The following is a 16742-nucleotide window of genomic DNA, read 5'->3' on the forward strand; positions in this document are numbered from 1 at the left end:
AACGATAATCCGCGTAAACCTTAACCCCTAAAAGACAGCGGGGGCCGACTCTTTCGAATCGGCCCCCGTTGCGTTTGGGTAGGGTTTTATTCTGATTACTTGTTGGCCAGCGTGCAGTCTTTCAGGGCGTTACCCGTAGCTGAGTCGCTTTCGTGCATAAACTTGGTTGACGTGCCTTTGCGGTGCAACTGACTGTTGCTGATTACGTTGCGGCTGGTTTTGGCACCCGTGAATTTCACAATGGCCGCTGCCGATTTGCTTTGCTCACAGCTAATGGTACTGTTGGTGAAGCTATTGTTCTGGCAGTCGAAGCTCGTCGACTCAATGCTAACGGCGCAGGCGCCCCGGCTCGTGATCCGGTTGTTGTGGAAACGGCTGTCCGATACGTTGCGGATTTGTACAAACAGGCTCGTATTGAACGTGTTGTTTTCGATGGTTGAGCGGAGCATGTTACCCAGAAACAGGTAGGCATTGTCGTTGGCGCCCGTGTTCTGATTGCCGCTGATGGTCACGTTTTCGTGAAAATCACCTTTCAGTGATGAGATGGCGATGATGGCCGTTGGGCGATTCCCTTCCACGTTGGTGCGGTTCAGAGCCGTAAACACGTTTTGCAGAATCTGTGCGTTTTTAACGGCTCCGGCCAGCTCAATGCCCAAATCGTACGGATTGCTGATGGTGTTATTGGCAATGACAATCTCGCCACCTTTGCCCGACAGGCTAACCGCCATGCCGTGGTGGTACGCGCTGTTTTCGTTCAGGCCCAGGTTCCGAAATACCGAGTTCCGAACCTCAATGTTGCTGAACCGAACCACGCCGTCGGTCAGGTGGTTCTGAATCTCGATACCCATGTTGCCCAGATTGGTAAACGTGCAGTTGTTTACCCGAAGGTCGCTCACGGAGGCTCCTACGGCGTCGGTCACGAGCTTGATGCCCGAGGTAGCACCGTAAGGGGCCGTAAACGTACACCCCGTAAACGACAACCCTTTGATAGCTTTGCGGTTGCCCGATACCAGTCCAAAGTAGTACGTGCTACCATCGCGGCTGCTGCTTTCAAACGTCAGGTTGGCAAACGAAACGTTCGTTACCGAGCCCAGATCAAAAATGGTGCGTACACCCGTTACGAGTTTAGCGTCGCCAACGCCTACCAGCTCCACATTCGACTCCTCCAGTTTGATTACCTGCGACAGCTTGTACGTACCGGCACCAAACAGCAGTTGCTTGCCTGTACTGGCTTTCAGGGCCTTCCGGATAGCCTCGGTGTCGTCGGTTTGACCATCGCCCTTTGCGCCGAACGTCCGCACGTCAACTGCATTCGCGTCGATCTGAACACTTACCCGTGCTGCGGTAGTCTCAACCACCGGGGTAGCTACGGCTTGCGGAGCCACTTCGTCGGCGGTAGGGTTGCAGCTCGTCAGCAAACCACTCATCAGTACCGTAATCGCCAGTACCGCTGAGCGGACCATTGAGCTGGTCAGACGAACTTGAGTAAGGGTGTTAGCTGTAGAGAGGGCCATGTTTTTGATCGTTTTAGCGCGTTGGCTGATCAAAATTGGCCTCTAAATGAGGGGAGGAGGGGGCTAATTCGATGAGTTGCAGAATCCGCCGGTTTTTTGGCAGGATATTGAACAAAACTGGTTTGGGTGAACAGTTAAAAATTGCACTATTAAATGATTTTTAATCTCGAATGATTGTTTATTATAAATGATAATAAGTTTATTATTTTGACTGTGGCCTTAATAGGGCATTAAAAACATAATTATATATTATATTATAATAATTTATAAGAATAAAATTTGGAATTTTTGCCTATTAACATAGAGGTATTGGTTGTATTTTTCCTATAATCATTCTTGTTAATCTGCTTTTAATAATTGTACTTTTTGGGGCTACTATTCGTGTGACTATACTTCTGAGCGACGCGGGACAGGATTTACAAACAGAAGAACATGGATAAAAACAAAACCCCCTAACATGCATGAATAGCACATTAGGGGGTAAATGATGAGGCTAGCTACGCGTATTGGATAGCCTTTAGCTGGACACTATGCCGGCCGTTGGGCGAACGTATTCTCCTTGACCACCGATTCATAAATCGACAAGACCTGGTCGAGTACGCGGTCGGCTGCGTACCGCTCCTGAAATTCGTGGTAGAGCAACTCGGTCTGGGCGGTTGTCAGCGGTTGTTGGCGCGTCTGTGTCAGGGCCTCGTGCAGCGATTGAGCGTCACCAGCCTTGAAAGCCGTGCCGAGTTTACCGTGCCGGATAATCGTAAGCAGATTCTCGACATCCGAGGTAACAATGGGCGTTCCGGTGGCAAAGGCTTCGAGCATGGTAGTCGGGAGGCCTTCGTAACAGATAGACGTAATCACAAACGCCCGGCAACGTTTCAGTTGTTCGGCGGCTTCTTCGCGGGGTAGCTTGCCAATATATTGCAGATGCGGGAGTTCGGCGGCTGCCTGCTCAACCAGGGGCCGGAGGGGACCATCGCCCACAATCCGGATGGGGTGAGTGCCCAGTCGGGCTGCGTCGATCAGGGTCTGAATCCCTTTCTCGGGGGATAGTCGGCCTACGTACAGGAAAAAATCCTCCCGGTGTTCGGGGCCGGAGTACCCCAGATCGGGCACAAAATTGGGTTTGACGACTACCTGCTCCGGTCTGAGTTTTAGCGACGACTGGAGTATCTTTTTCCGGCCAAACTCGGTGAGGTTGATAAACCGGTCGATACGTTGCCAGGTGCCCATGAGCTTATGCAGGCCCGTGATGGCCGTGAGTTGGGCCGACTGCACCTTCGAGTCGCGGAAGCACCCAAACCGGATTCCATCGAGCGGAAGCGTTTGGGTGAGGCAGCGTTCGCAGGGCACCTCGGTGGGCCGCATCAGCATCCCCCCCACGCACACCAGGCGGTAGTTATGCAGGGTCATCACAATCGGAATGCCCCGTTTCTTGATGGTATCAATTACCCCCGGCGAGGCCGTGTAAAACAGGTTGTGAATGTGCACCACATCGGGTTTGAACCGGTCGAGCGCTTCGTTAACCCGCCGGGCCGATCCACTATGGTGCAGCGACCGGATAGCTCCGCTCAGATTGCCCAGCAATGACCCATCGAACCCTTCGTTGGTAAACGTAACCGTTTCGACCGGTAGGCCAGCCTGCCGCAGCGCATCCACTTCCTGTTCGAAAATGACGTCTTCGCCACCGCGTTGCTGGTAGTAATTATGAATAAAGAGAATCCGCATACGTCAACGTTGGGATAAAAGAGTACGAAAACTGAGCATGGCCCCCAAACTGTTGCTGAGCCAACGCCCTTCGTCGGCGGCTACGGTGAGCCGTACCTGCGACTGCGTGCCCCACCGCACGGGTACCAGTACCTCGGCCATGCCCGATAGTTGCGTGCGCGGGGTACGGGGGTCGTGCCAGATAGGGCGACCAAAGTTGCGGCTGTGCGACACTAGCGCCCGTACCTGTACACCCGAAGGCCAGCCGCCCAGCAACCCCAGGTGCAGCACCTGTACCCGGTTGTTGCTGATCATCATACGACCGAACCCCCCGCGCAAATCGCGCAGGTCGGGGCGGGTGTCGAGGTAACGTGTCAGAAATGGCGTTCCCAGTACCCGCTGCTGATGGGTCCAGCCGTCGCGGTACTGATAATTATTGAAATAGTCGTCGGCTCCGTCGTACTGCCGGTTTTTAGTGTCGATGGTAAATCCGCCCTGATTCATGGTGGTCAGGAGTTCGGCCGTAACCTGCTGCAGCCGAAACCCCGTGCCGATCTCGGGAGCCGCGTTGCGCCACCGCAGGCCGTACAGCCCGTCGGGCATATTTTGCATGGCTACCCCCGATTTGTCTTCGAACGGGTGCTGGTAGTACAGATACCAGTTGGCCCGGCTACCGGCCAGTTCGAGGGCCACGTCGATAGAGCCGAGGTGGTTGCCTACCCGGTTGAGCAGGTCAAACTGGCTGTACTGGGCCGAGTCGCTGGCCGGGGGCTGATCTACGGTGATGACCCGCCAGTAATCGCGGAGCGAGCTGGGGAGCCGACCACCGGGCGCGAGTTTTCCCACGGCTTCGGACCGGCCACCCCATTGCGCATGGTGCGTGACGCCCCCAAACAGCCGAACCCGGTTGCGAAACAGGCTGACTCGGCCAAACAGGGCTTTCTGATGCAGAAATGACCCCTGCACCGAGTCGGTGTTACTAAACCAGCCATGCGCGTACAGGGCCGACACCGCCAGAATCCCTTTGGTGAAGCCCACGGGCACAAACCCCCGCGTGCCAATCTGTAGTTTCGGAATCGGCATTGCATTGCCCGACCAGGCGTAGCTACCCGATGTCAGCAGGGTGTCGCCCAGGCCAAACACCTCGCGCCGTTTGCCGACATAAAGTTCAAACGCACCGAGCCGGGCGCTGGCGTAAGCCTCGGGGAGCAACACCCGGGCGGCACCGGGCGCGGCTGTGCCTACAGCTTCAAGGCCCAGTTTCAGGTGTACCTGTTTGGGGTTGTCGGGGTCGCCCAGAAACCGGACGGCGCCCACCCGTACCAGACCGGCTGGTGCATTGAGCGGAACAATTCCGTACTGGCGCGAGCGCAGCCAGAAGGGCGTCGACGAGCCCGAAGCCACCAGCCCCCCGGCCTCGGCAAACACCCGTTGCCCCCGTTGGGTGGTGTCCGGAATTTGTTGCGCGAAGCCAGGAGTCAGAGCGGCAATGGCCGTGAGGCCACCGAAGAAAAGTCGTTTCATTACGAGAGTTTGCAAACGGAGGGTCAAAATGAAAGATGTCGGCGCATACGGGTCAGGTCCGATAAAACCCGGCTGGTCAGGCGGGTGGGCAGGCTAAACCGCTGCCGCATACCCCGCACGTAATGGCTGGAGCAAACGAGCGAATCGGGAAACGTGAACGTTTGCCGGGTGCCGGGGTCCAGGATGGTTTCGTACCGGTTATAGCCTGATGTGTTGGTTGAGTCGAGGCTGAAACCGATGTTCCGAATTTTCGATACGGTCGGGTAGAGGGTTACACCCTGATGTTTGGCTTGTGCATAACACCACCGGATGGCCCACGAGTCAATTTCTTTGGTGCGCCAGCGCCGGAGCATCCTGGGTCGGTCGCTGCCGAAGTACGCAAATTGGCGGTAACGGGTTTTGTCGGCCACAAACTCATCATAATCGGCTACTGACCAGTCGGCCTTGGCCCACCGGTCGGCCCAGGTAGCCCACCCCCACGAACTCGTGCGGGGAAATACGTACGCATCAAACGGATAATGGGCGGGTTTGGTAAACGGAAAGGTATAGCCAGAAATAGAAAACAGCTGCGGCTCATGCGCGTAGTGCGTGAGTGCGCTGTTCATGTAATCGAGGAAGTTGGGCGTAGTAAGCAGGTCGTCTTCCAGTACGATAACCTTGCCATACTGCGCCATCACGGCCGATACGCCCGTAATGACCGAGGTGGCTAACCCTCGGTTTTCGGAGGCATAGTGCCGATACACGTTTCGGAATCCATCAACCGCGTCGACAATAGCCCGCACGGCTGCTACTTTAGGCTCATCGGCGGGTTTTTTAGGTCCATCGATAAACACATGCAAATCGCTCTGGGAAGCCAGATAATTAGCCCGCAGGGCGTCGAGCGTCTGTTGAATTTCGGCGGGGCGTTTATAGCCAAACAACACAATCGGGGCTAACGAATGAGGTGCGTTCATGAGCGTTGCGGGTTAAGCATGAGTCGGAACGAGTGCCGGGCCAGGTGCAACAGAAACAGCGAGTTGGTCACGGCATAGCGTTTAAACAGCCGCCGGGGCTCCATAGCCAGCCGGTAGGCCCATTCGAGCCCGTTTTGCTGCATCCAAAGGGGCGACCGCGACTGCACCCCGGCCAGAATGGGGAGCGCCCCGCCAATACCGAGCAGCACGGCCCCAATACGACCCCGCATTTGCGCCATCCAGCGTTCCTGCTTGGGGCATCCGAGGGCTACAAACACCAGCCGGGCACCCGACGCGTTGATCTGGTCAATGGTCGCTTCTTCCTCGGCCGGGGTGAGCGGCCGAAACGGGGGCGACAAAACGCCGGCAATCTGCAGGTTGGGGTGCCGTTCCTGGCAAACGGCTACCGTTTTGGCCAGTACATCGGGCGTGGAACCGTAGAAAAAGACCGGCAGGCTCTCGTCGGCTGCCCGCCGAACCAGGTCGGGTAGCATATCGATACCGGCCACCCGATCCTGCCGAATCTGGCGTTGCAGCCGGATAGCCCAGGTCAGGGGTACGCCATCGGCACACACCCAGTCGGCCCCGTTGACCAGTTCGGCAAACTCTTTCTTTTGTTGGCCTTCAATGGTCATGTGCACGTTGGCAAAGCAGACCGTCCGCGACTCGCCCTGTTGAGCGGCCCGGATAATCGACTCCCGAATGTGGTCGTACGAGCCGAGGGAGACGTTGAGGCTAATTACGGGCGCTCGTTCGGGCTGTTGAGCGCGTATGGGCGAACCGTTTGTAAAACTGGACATTGAGTGATTTATCGTTTTTGGTTTCTGGTTTATCGTTGTTAGGGTAAGGTCCAGATTTTTGGAGTGGCCGACGTTTCAGTGTATCGGTTTGGGGTTATGATTACGTGGGAACTGGCTTAGAAGGTCTTGGGCAGAGCACAGAATCGAACTGCCAATCTTTATAAACTCACGTTACAAAAGCTTCTGATTCACAAGAGGTTGTTTCGAAAGCAAGTCCCAGTCGGCTGAGGTGAATACGGCGGGCAAACAGGCCAAATCAGCCTCTCGGTGCAGATCACTGCCCAGAAAGTCAACACAGTGTTCCTGCAAAAGCAATTGCGCGAACCGCTGGGTTCGGGAGCCGTACCGCCCCGTCAGCGACAAGAGGTTGAGCTGCATATGGCACCCCTGGGCTCGTAATTGCTTGAGCAAATACGGCTCGGTCTGGTAATAGCGATACCGTTCCGGGTGGGCCAACACGGGGGTGTAGCCTTTCACCTGCATAGCAAAAATCCAGTCGGTGAGTTGCCGGGGCGCGGCTGCCCACCCGGTTTCGATCAGCACATACTGAGCCTCTCCGAATGTCATAAGCGAGTCGGTCCGGAGCTGATGGTCAAAGTTCTCATCGAGCAGGTATTCGGCTGCCACACTAAACGTAATTGGCAACTCCGCATCGGCAATGGCTGCCCGCACCAGGGCTTCTTTCTCGCGCAACAAGGCTACCGTGTTGGGGTGGTAATCCTGGCTAATGTGCGGGGTACAAACCACCCGCCGGATACCCCACTGCGCGTATTGCCGGAGGCACGTCATGGTTTCGTCGAGGGTTTTCACCCCATCATCGACGCCCGGAAGCAAGTGATTGTGCATATCTACGGGCCATGTAGCCGCCATGCGCTCCTGAAAAGGGCCATCGTCGGGTTTCCCCATACGCCACCGTCGAAAATACTCCCACATACCTTTCTATCCACTCAAAACGCCAAACCCATCCGACTACCGTACTGCGTTTGTACACGTACTCCACTCCTGAAGAGGGATTCTTTAGCTGTTACGGTGATCGTTTGAGTCGACCTACTTTGGTTTGGCATAACAAAAAAAGCTAATTTTATTAAATGTTCATATTAAATTGCATACAGAGTTCTAAACTATCCCCTTAGTGTGTATAGGTTTGTGTGTTAAACCGCTCATTGTTTGCGCGTTATGAATGTACTGATTACGGGAGGAGCCGGTTTTATTGGATCAACGTTGGCGGGCCGACTGCTGCGTGAGGGGTATCGGGTGAGTATTGTCGACAATTTCAACAGTGCCTACGATCCGGCCCTGAAACGCCAGAACATCCGGCGGCTGGGCCCGGCCGGGTCGGTGATGGTGTACGAGGGCGACGTGCGGCAACCGCAGTTTATGCGTCACGTACTTCGGCACGAGGCCGTTGATGTGGTTGTGCACCTGGCGGGTCTGGCGGGTGTGCGGCCATCCTTACAAAACCCAACTGCTTACTTCGATCATAACCTCAACGGCACCACAGTGCTGCTCGACGCCATGCGCGATACGGGCGTTAGTCGGGTGGTGGTAGCCTCGTCGTCGTCGGTGTACGGCAACCGGGTGCAGGGGCCTTTTCTCGAAACCGACCCGGCCGATGAACCAGTATCGCCCTACGCGCTTTCCAAACGGGCGGTTGAGCTGGTGTGCAGTCAGTACAGCCGTTTGTATGGTCTCAATGCGTACTGTTTGCGCCTGTTTACGGTGTACGGCCCCCGGCAGCGGCCCGATATGGCCATTTCGCGGTTTCTGCATCAGCTGTACCGGGGGCAGCCCGTCCGGCTTTTCGGCGATGGACACAGTCAGCGCGATTATACGTACGTCGATGATATTGTCGACGGTATGGTACGGGCCATCCGGCGGGTGAGTGGGTACGAGGTGATCAATCTGGGTAGCGCGGCTCCGGTATCGCTGCTCGAACTGGTCTGGTTGCTGCGTGATATTACCGGGCGGCATTCGCCCATTGAATGGCAGGCCGATCAGCCGGGCGATGTTCCACTGACTTACGCCGACATTGACAAAGCCCGGCGGTTGCTCGGCTATGCGCCAGCCACCAATTTGCGCGAGGGCCTCACACACATGGTCGAGCAGTTAGGAAAACCGACCGTACTTTCTCTATCATGAAAAAACCATACCTCTCGGTTGTTGTGGGGGTGTACAACGAGGCCGGCAACATTGCCCCGCTTATCAGTCAGCTGAGCGCGGCCCTCGAACCCGTCGATTACGAACTGATTTATGTGAACGACGGCTCGACCGATGCCACACTGACCGAGCTGAAGGCGATGGCTCATCCGCGTTTGACGGTGCTGGATTTACAAAAGAACTACGGGCAAAGTCTGGCTCTGGCTGCCGGTATCGACGCAGCCACGGGGGCCTTTATCGTCACGATGGACGGCGATGGCCAAAACGACCCGACCGATATTCTGCGGATGCTCGAAACTGCCGAACGGCAGGACGTAGATCTGGTCATGGGTATTCGGCAGGCCCGGCAGGATGGGTTCTGGCTCCGAAAACTGCCCAGTCAACTGGCCAATGCGCTGGTGCGTTGGGTGCTCAAAGCGCCTGTGCAGGACAATGGCTGTGGCATTAAGCTGTTTCGGGCTGAGCTGGCCAAGTCCATCGGGCTCTATGGCGAGATGCACCGGTTTGTGGGTATTCTGGCCTATCTGGAGGGGGCGCGGATCGTACAAGTGCCTGTGCGGCATCATGCCCGCACCATTGGCCAGTCGAAATACGGTCTGAGCCGCACCTTTCGGGTGTTGAGCGATCTCATTTACCTGTATTTCCTGAAACGCTACCGGCACAAGCCCATGCACCTGTTTGGAGGGCTCAGCTTGTTGCTGGCCACCGTGGGGGCATTGCTGTGGGTTGGGCAGGGGCTGGGTTTCCGGTCCGAATCGTTCAGTTTGGTCACGTTGGGTGCGGTGGCCATGCTGGGGAGCCTGCAACTGGCTGGTATGGGGTTGCTGGCTGAGGGTCAGCTACGTACCTATCACGAATCGCAGGGGAAGAAGCCGTACCGGGTTCGGCGGGTGTTCAGGGCTTCGGGCGGGTCAGGTCGGTCAGTCGCTGCCCCTGTTGCCGCCCCCATCGCAACTGCTTGGCCTGCCCAATAACCTGCGCGCCGTAGATACCCCGGTGCCCGGTGCACAGGTACGCCACTACGCAGGCAATAGCTACGTAAGGGCCGCAGGCTACGCCAAACAGTTCGAGCGCCATCAGAATGCAGGCCAGGGGGGTATTGGCCGCCCCGGCAAATACAGCTACAAAGCCCATACCGGCCAGCAGGGCCGTGGGTAAGGGGAGCCAGGCCGAGAGGGCACTGCCCAGCGTGGCCCCGATAAAAAACAGGGGAGTAACCTCGCCCCCTTTGAACCCGGCACCGAGCGTAAGGGCTGTAAACAGGATTTTGAGGATGAAATCGGCAGGCGAAAGGGTCTGCTCAAACGATTCGACAATAACTGGTACGCCCAGGCCAATGTAGCGCGTACTGCCGAGGGCCCACACGGCTCCGGCTACCAACGTACCGCCCACCAGCGGCCGGAGGGGTGCAAACGCCAGCCGGGCTTTGAATGCCCGCCCGATGCGGTGGGTCAGGGTGCTGAACAGGATAGCCGTTGCCCCAAAGACAAGGCCCGCCAGAGCCGCATAGAGCGCGTAGGCGGGCGTGAGGTCGGGCACGGCCGGGATGTGGTAATGGGTATGCCCAACCTGCCACCACCGCGTGACGTAATCGGCCCCAATAGCCGCAGCAAAGGCCGGAAACAGGGCCTCGTAACTCAGCCGACCCACCAGAAACACTTCTAAGCCAAATATCGCCCCGGCCAGCGGAGTACCAAACACCGAGCCGAACCCCGCACTGATACCCGCAATGAGCAGGAGCCGACGGTCGCGGGGGCGCAGGCGAAACACGGGCGTAAGCCGGTCGGCAATAGCCCCACCCAGTTGTAGGGCCGTACCCTCGCGCCCGGCCGAGCCCCCAAACAGGTGCGTACCCACCGTACCGATCAGAATGAGCGGTGCCATCCGAAACGGAATGGGCGACCGGGGCCGGTGAATGGTTTCGAGGAGCAGATTGTTGCCACCTTCGACCGACCGCCCCCAGTAGTGATACATCAGCCCAATTAGAAAGCCGCCGAGGGGCAGCAGGGCAATTATCCAGGGGTTCGATTCGCGCCAGTTGGTGGCCCAGTCGAGGGCGACGAGAAACAGAGCCGAAGCCGAGCCAACGCCTACCGAAAGGAGCGTACAGATGACCAGCCACCGCGTAATAAAAACGAGAGAGGGAGCCCACCGGGCCAGAGCCGTCAGGGAATCAACAGGAGAAAGACGAGCCGCCATAGAGGGTATTAAATTACAATATTCTCCCGCAAAGCCCCGCGCCTTTATGCGGCAGCGGCCGACCGTCGGGGATATAATCGGGGCGCCCCGTGGCGGATCAACGCGCCCGAATGGGTGTAAGGTTCTGTGCGTCAGACTGGTGGGTTAGTGTCTTTCGAGATAAGATACCGGACGTATGCCGAAAAGTTAAGACCTAACTTTTTAGCCGCTTCTTCGGCCTGCTTATGTAGACTTGGGTTCATACGAACCAAATAGGCTTTTTGAGTTTCCTTTTCCATATCACTTGCAAATATATATCATAAATATTTGCAAGTGATATATAAATGATATACAATTGCGTAATGATTCAGACGGTCCGCCACGCGGTCAAAACATACCGCTATAAACTTAACCCTACCCCGAGCCAGCAACAGGCATTGGGGCAATGGTTAGGCGCGTGTCGGTATATTTATAACCTGACACTGGACTACAAAAATACTCTTTGGGGACAGCATAAAGTGAGCATTGGCAAGAATGAGATTCAAAAAGAACTTACTCCAATTGCCAAAGAAACAGCGTGGATTGGTTGTGTTCACTCGCAGACGTTGCAGGACGTAACCGACCGCGTATTCAATGCGTATGATGGATTCTTTAAACAGGGCAAGGGTTTTCCCAAGTTCGCCCGGAAGGGTCAGTATCAATCCTTTTCGTTTAAGCAGGGCGTTAAGATCAACTCTACGCACGTTCAGCTACCCAAGCTTGGAAAGATCAGATACCGCAATAGTCAACCTTGTACGGGAACCGGAACGCCGGACCGAATCAAACGGGCTACCGTTCGGGAACGTGCGGACGGGTGGTATGTATGCCTGTGTGTGGAAACATACATTGAGCAACTATCCGAAACATCGGCAAGTATTGGTATCGACGTTGGAATCAAAAGCCTTTTAGTCACCTCGAACGGTGAAACAATTGAGAATCCCAAACACCTCTACAAAGCTGAGAAGAAATTAAAGCGTCTGCAACGGTTGGTGAGCCGCAAAAAGAAAGGGTCTGCCAATCGCAAAAAGGCCGTTCAGAAGTTAGCCCGTCAGCATCAGAAGGTAGCCAACACCCGCAAAGACTTTCACCATAAGCTAACGACCCGGCTGATTAGAGAGAACCAATCTATATCCGTCGAGCAGTTGCAGATTAAGAATATGTTAGGGAATCACCATCTGGCAAAATCCATATCGGATGCTGGTTGGTACTCGCTAACCCAAATGCTCGAATATAAGGCCTGTTGGTATGGCCGGACGTTTGAGAAGGTCAATGCCCGTCACACCTCGCAGGATTGTTCGGAGTGTGGCTATCGCAATACAGACCTGACACTTTCGGTTCGGGAGTGGATTTGCCCTGAATGTGGGGTAACGCACGAGCGGGACGTGAACGCAGCAACCAATATAAAGAATAGGGCGGTAGGGCATACCGCACGGGAGACCCCGCGTCTCTCAGCTTGTGGAGTCCGGCGTTAGTTGGACGTTGAAGCAAGAATCCCCGTGCCTTTAGGCCGGGGAGTGTCAAAAAAAATAACTCCCGGCCAGCAGGTCGGGAGCTATCTGGTAACCCTACAGTACGCTTCAATGGCAAAATCAACTCACAGACAACTTCATAACGTTGAGTCATCTGCGTGACTGATCGGGCTCGACTCAAAACAGAAACACCAGGTAATATAAAGTCTCTTAGTACTTTTTGCCGGTTGGCTTCGGCATACGGGGGGGACTTTATTTGGTTTGGCAAACTAACCATTTGCCTGTTAGAAGAAGCTTACACTTTCCTTAGAAAAAGCTTAGAAATTAGCCCCATTTTGGGACTGTAGTTTTAATTTTAAGGTTATAATAAATTGGTTTACAGATAATTACTTATATTGTTTTGCTCTGGGTGTCCGAACCCGTCACATAGCGCGCCCTTCGGGCGTTTGAAAGAGAAAGATACCTTTGTTTTCAGTACTGTACGTTGGGCAATAGATAATATTCCCCGATATGAGAGAGGATAGAGGTCCAGTATCCAGCGTCTGATATCTTTACTGGTTCCTGTAACGAAACAAAAGGCTACTGAATTACGAAGGCTGGGCCGGTGCTGTACCGGCCTGTATGATGCCGCACTATGAAAACGATTCTGATTATTGAAGACGACCGCCGTATTGCTCAGAATATCAGTCGGGGCCTTGCCGCCGAAGGGTATCAGACCGAAATAGCGTACGAAGGGTACAACGGGCGTGATTTGGCCTTGCAACAGCCGGTCGATCTGGTTATTTTAGATATTAACCTGCCCGGCCTCAACGGGTTTGAGGTATGCCGCAACCTGCGGTCGGCCAAGCCGCACCTGCCCATTATCATGCTCACGGCTCTGGGCGAAGTGGAAGACAAGGTGGAAGGGCTGGAACGCGGGGCCGACGACTATATGGTGAAGCCTTTCGACTGGCGGGAGCTGAGCGCCCGGGTGGCTACCTGCCTCCGGCGGTCGGAGCGGCTCAACGCCAACATTGCCGATGAGGTGGTGCGGATCGCTAACCTGACCGTGAACCTGACCGCCAAAGATGTGTACCGCGATACCCAGCGTATTGACCTGACGGGGAAGGAGTTTCGGTTGCTGGAGGAACTGGTGCGGAACCGGGGCCGGGTAGTGACCAAAGCCGATCTCGCCGAGCGTGTATGGAGCCTCAACTTCGACCCAGGAACTAACGTGGTAGAGGTGTACATCAACTATTTGCGGAAGAAAATTGACAAGGATTTTGAGCCCAAGCTGATCCATACCCGGTCGGGGCTGGGTTATGTGCTTAAAGTAGACTAACCTGACCGTTAACCGCCCCGTGTTTCCAACCATCATGACGCTCCGGGCTCAGATTGCCCTTCGGTTTTCGCTCATTGTAGCCACCATTCTGCTGTTGTTGTTCAGCATCATTTACGTGACGGCATCGACCTACCGGCGCGACGATTTCTACGACCGGCTGAAGCAAAAAGCCCGCACAACGGTGCGGTTTCTGGTGCACGTGAAGGAGGTAGACCGGGCTATGCTCAAAATCATTGACCGGAACTCGCTCACAGCCTTGTTCGACGAGAAAGTGCTGGTGTTCGATCATGCCAATAAGCTCATCTACAGCAGTGTTGATGATGCCGAGATTGACCATCCACCCGCCTTGCTAAACCGAATCCGGCAGGAGGGCGAACTCGAAGTACAAATGGGGCAGTACGAGATGGTAGGTATTGCTTCGACCCAGAAACAACAGCAACTCGTGGTACTGGCCTCGGCTCTGGATGCCCCCGGCCTGACCGAACTGAGGCACCTGCGCAACACCTTATTCTGGGGGTTTATTGGGGGGGTGGGCCTCACGATTCTGGCGGGAATTTTCTTCGCGGGGCAGTCGCTGCGGCCGTTGAATGAGTTCAACCAGCAGATTAAGTCCATAACAGCCCGCAACCTGCGGCAACGGCTTGACGAGGGCAACCGGCGCGATGAACTCGAACAACTGGCGATGAATTTCAACGCCCTGCTGGCCCGGCTCGACGAAGCCTTTGCCCAGCAACGGGCCTTTGTTTCGCACGCGTCGCACGAGTTGCGTACCCCGCTTACGGCCCTCAAGTCGGAAATACAACTGGCTCTGCGCCAACCCCTCGACCGCGCGGAGCACGAACGGGTACTGCACACGATGTTGCTCGATACCGACCGGCTGATTGGCCTGGCCAACAGTTTGTTGTTTCTGGCGCGGTCGCTCGAAGATGTGATTCAGATGCCGCTGGAGCCGGTACGAATCGACGATGCGGTGTTCGAAGCCCGCGACGAGTTGCTCAGCAGCCACCCCAACTACCGGGTTGATATTCACTACGGGCAGGCCCCCGACATTGACGACGAAACACTGGTAGAAGGCAATGCGATGCTCCTGCGCCGGGTATTGCTCAACCTGTTTGATAATGCCTGTAAATACTCGCCCGACCATACGGCGCGGGTGTGCATCACGACCGATAATCAGCAGTGCCACGTGGTGGTACAGGATGCGGGTATTGGCATTCCGGTGGGTGAGCAGGCTGCCGTTTTCGAGCCCTTCCGGCGGGCGTCCAACGTGCATGAGTACGAGGGGTTTGGGCTGGGGCTACCCATTTGTCAGCGCATTGCTGAATTGCACCGGGGCAAGATTACCCTTGAAAGTAAACCAAACGAGGGGAGCACGTTCCGGCTTTCGCTGCCGCATCTTTAGTTTAGAGTTTTGGGTTTAACGTTGTTGGTGGGTGCACACCCTAATTCTAAGTTTTTTCTAATGGATCTGTAAGGGTGGTTTAAGATTGTTGGTGTTGTTTTGAGAGAAGAAGTTCAAGTAGTAGACGTTCAACCTAAATCACCCCAATCGATGAACTGGCTCGAATACAGTAAATGTGTCCTGGAGAAAGTGCGGTTCGACCGGGCGTTGTTTCGTAAGGAGTTGCGTAAGTTTCTGGGCTGGTTAACGCCTGCCGAGCGGCTCCATTTGTTACGCTGGTGTCGGCAAAGTCACCGGCAACTGATGGGCAATAGCCTCGTTGCTGCCTAATTTAACCGCAAGGAGATGTATTTTTAGGGTAGTCGGCTCCGTATCAACAGGGTGTTGACTGCCAAGGGTAATGTCCCTCATAGCTGACCGGTCGGCCCGGCGACTTTCTTCAGGGAAAGCGCCCGGCCGACCGGTTTTTTATTGGCCTTATTAGGGCTAATCAGAGCGCACTGCCAAGCAACAGATGCAGGTAAGCCCCCTGGGTGTTGGGTCGGGGACCTCCACTCAACGACACCCCGTTGGTTTGCCAGTCGGGCTGGGTGAGGGGCACGAAATACCCGACCCGCGCCCCCACAAACAGTTTGCGGGCGAGTGGGCTACTGCCCAAACTCGGCCGGGCTACGTGCAGGCCCAGATTCCCCATAAACTGGTTGCGGGCCACGTGAATCTGATTGGTGGGGCCTACCAGATACCCGGCAAAGGTGTTGCTGGCGGGGGCAACGTCGGACAGCCGAGCGCCAAACCACGAAAACACCAGCCCGGCGTACGGGATTAGCTGAAACTGCTCGCGGTTACGGACAATAAGCCCCAGTGAGGTGCCTGCCGTAGAGGCCCGGGTCCAGCTACTGCGGCCCTGCTCCGTTCGGGTGGTGCTGTACGACGAGAAATTGAACAACGTAGCCAGCCTGATCCGTGGAAACAACGTAGTAAAACCTGCCCCCCGAACCAGATACTGTTCGGGCAGGGCCAGAAAACCGGCTTTGGTTAATTCGGTGTTGAGGGCCGAAAGCCCCGGGGCCGATACACCCAGTACGGAGTGCAGATAAACCGTTTTTTGGCCCGGCTCGGGGGCCGAGGTTTGCGCCAGAGCCGGGCTACAGCAAAGCAGGGAGAAGGCGAGGTGCCGACTAAACCGGCGGAGCGATAAGGTCAGGGTATGCATGGCACGGGCGTTAACAGCATGTCGTTATCGAATGACAGCTTCGACCGGTCAATGAACGCCATCACTTGGTCTTTTTCCTGCACAGGGCCGTAGCCTTCGGCGAGTTTGTTCCCTTTGCGCAGAAACACCACCTCCCGCACCGACTGTTGCCCTTCCGACTCGAAGGTGTAATTGGCGAGGATAGTGTCGCCCTGTACGCTGCCGGTAATCGTTCCCGTGTTCTGGTCTTTTCCGCTAAACCTGTAAAGTAACTCGCCGGTAATGGTATTGCCGGAGCGGACAAGCTTGAGCCGGACGCTATCCTGGGGTGAGGCAAAGGCGTAGCATTCGGTGGTTATGGCGCTGCCTGGTTTGGTAGAGGCTGCGGTTTGTGTCGTTTGCTCCGTATCTGTTGCCGACCGTTCTTGCTGGCAGCCTGTTCCGAGGCAGCATACTGCCAGAAGGATTCTATATCGTGTTTTCATGGGGATG

General features: G+C 55.7%; 16 protein-coding genes. 6 read left to right on the forward strand and 10 right to left on the reverse strand.

Translation table 11 applies throughout. The features are described 5' to 3' along the window. Positions 1-95: 95 nt before the first annotated feature. The 6 genes from F5984_RS01450 to F5984_RS01475 form a co-directional block, all read right to left on the reverse strand. Positions 96-1514 carry a glycosyl hydrolase family 28-related protein gene (locus F5984_RS01450; protein WP_152122131.1) on the reverse strand — a complete coding sequence of 473 codons (1419 nt, stop codon included), beginning with the start codon at positions 1512-1514 and terminating at the stop codon, positions 96-98. Positions 1515-2042: 528 nt separating this feature from the next. Next, positions 2043-3236, reverse strand: a complete 1194-nt coding sequence (locus F5984_RS01455; RefSeq protein ID WP_152122133.1) for a glycosyltransferase family 4 protein — start codon at positions 3234-3236, stop codon at positions 2043-2045. Between the two features lie 3 nt (positions 3237-3239). Continuing rightward, on the reverse strand, positions 3240-4739 hold the full coding sequence (locus F5984_RS01460; protein WP_152122135.1) for a capsule assembly Wzi family protein: 1500 nt from the start codon (positions 4737-4739) through the stop codon (positions 3240-3242). Between the two features lie 23 nt (positions 4740-4762). Continuing rightward, positions 4763-5692, reverse strand: coding sequence for a glycosyltransferase family protein (locus F5984_RS01465; RefSeq protein WP_152122138.1), 930 nt, complete (start codon positions 5690-5692; stop codon positions 4763-4765). Continuing rightward, a complete protein-coding gene (locus tag F5984_RS01470) occupies positions 5689-6492 on the reverse strand; it encodes a WecB/TagA/CpsF family glycosyltransferase (protein ID WP_185155385.1) in 804 nt (267 codons plus the stop codon). The genes F5984_RS01465 and F5984_RS01470 overlap by 4 nt, the downstream gene beginning before the upstream one ends. A gap of 171 nt (positions 6493-6663) precedes the next feature. Further along, positions 6664-7398 carry a tyrosine-protein phosphatase gene (locus F5984_RS01475; RefSeq protein ID WP_152123119.1) on the reverse strand — a complete coding sequence of 245 codons (735 nt, stop codon included), beginning with the start codon at positions 7396-7398 and terminating at the stop codon, positions 6664-6666. A 270-nt stretch (positions 7399-7668) separates the two neighbouring features. Here F5984_RS01475 and F5984_RS01480 point away from each other — a divergent pair, with 270 nt between their 5' ends. Continuing rightward, positions 7669-8631: an SDR family NAD(P)-dependent oxidoreductase gene (locus F5984_RS01480; RefSeq protein WP_152122140.1), complete on the forward strand. Its 963-nt coding sequence runs from the start codon at positions 7669-7671 to the stop codon at positions 8629-8631. Continuing rightward, a complete protein-coding gene (locus F5984_RS01485) occupies positions 8628-9623 on the forward strand; it encodes a glycosyltransferase family 2 protein (protein ID WP_152122142.1) in 996 nt (331 codons plus the stop codon). The genes F5984_RS01480 and F5984_RS01485 overlap by 4 nt, the downstream gene beginning before the upstream one ends. Here the strand turns inward: F5984_RS01485 and F5984_RS01490 are convergent. Both F5984_RS01490 and F5984_RS01495 read right to left on the reverse strand, forming a co-directional pair. After that, entirely contained in the window at positions 9544-10848 is a 1305-nt protein-coding gene (locus tag F5984_RS01490; protein WP_221412950.1) for a voltage-gated chloride channel family protein, read from the reverse strand. The two genes, F5984_RS01485 and F5984_RS01490, sit on opposite strands and share 80 nt — an antisense overlap. Positions 10849-10979: 131 nt before the next feature. Next, positions 10980-11126, reverse strand: a complete 147-nt coding sequence (locus F5984_RS01495; RefSeq protein WP_152122144.1) for a toxin-antitoxin system HicB family antitoxin — start codon at positions 11124-11126, stop codon at positions 10980-10982. A 63-nt stretch (positions 11127-11189) separates the two neighbouring features. Here F5984_RS01495 and F5984_RS01500 point away from each other — a divergent pair, with 63 nt between their 5' ends. From F5984_RS01500 to F5984_RS01515, 4 genes are all read left to right on the forward strand, one after another. Further along, positions 11190-12338 carry an RNA-guided endonuclease InsQ/TnpB family protein gene (locus F5984_RS01500; protein WP_185155387.1) on the forward strand — a complete coding sequence of 383 codons (1149 nt, stop codon included), beginning with the start codon at positions 11190-11192 and terminating at the stop codon, positions 12336-12338. A gap of 631 nt (positions 12339-12969) precedes the next feature. Beyond that, positions 12970-13656 (forward strand): response regulator, encoded by a 687-nt coding sequence (locus F5984_RS01505; RefSeq protein ID WP_152122148.1) that lies wholly within the window; start codon positions 12970-12972, stop codon positions 13654-13656. Positions 13657-13690: 34 nt separating this feature from the next. Next, on the forward strand, positions 13691-15058 hold the full coding sequence (locus F5984_RS01510) for a HAMP domain-containing sensor histidine kinase (protein WP_152123121.1): 1368 nt from the start codon (positions 13691-13693) through the stop codon (positions 15056-15058). A gap of 150 nt (positions 15059-15208) precedes the next feature. Continuing rightward, the gene (locus F5984_RS01515) at positions 15209-15388 is read left to right on the forward strand and encodes a hypothetical protein (RefSeq protein WP_152122150.1); all 180 of its coding nucleotides are present in this window, start codon (positions 15209-15211) and stop codon (positions 15386-15388) included. Between the two features lie 160 nt (positions 15389-15548). On the opposite strand, the gene F5984_RS01520 is transcribed toward F5984_RS01515, so the two are convergent. Continuing rightward, positions 15549-16271, reverse strand: coding sequence for a hypothetical protein (locus F5984_RS01520; protein WP_152122152.1), 723 nt, complete (start codon positions 16269-16271; stop codon positions 15549-15551). Next, a complete protein-coding gene (locus tag F5984_RS01525; RefSeq protein ID WP_152122154.1) occupies positions 16259-16735 on the reverse strand; it encodes a hypothetical protein in 477 nt (158 codons plus the stop codon). Before F5984_RS01525 ends, F5984_RS01520 begins: the two co-directional genes overlap by 13 nt. Positions 16736-16742: the final 7 nt, after the last annotated feature.

This window comes from Rudanella paleaurantiibacter, from assembly GCF_009184635.1.
In the GTDB taxonomy this organism is placed as follows: Bacteria; Bacteroidota; Bacteroidia; order Cytophagales; family Spirosomataceae; genus Rudanella; species Rudanella paleaurantiibacter.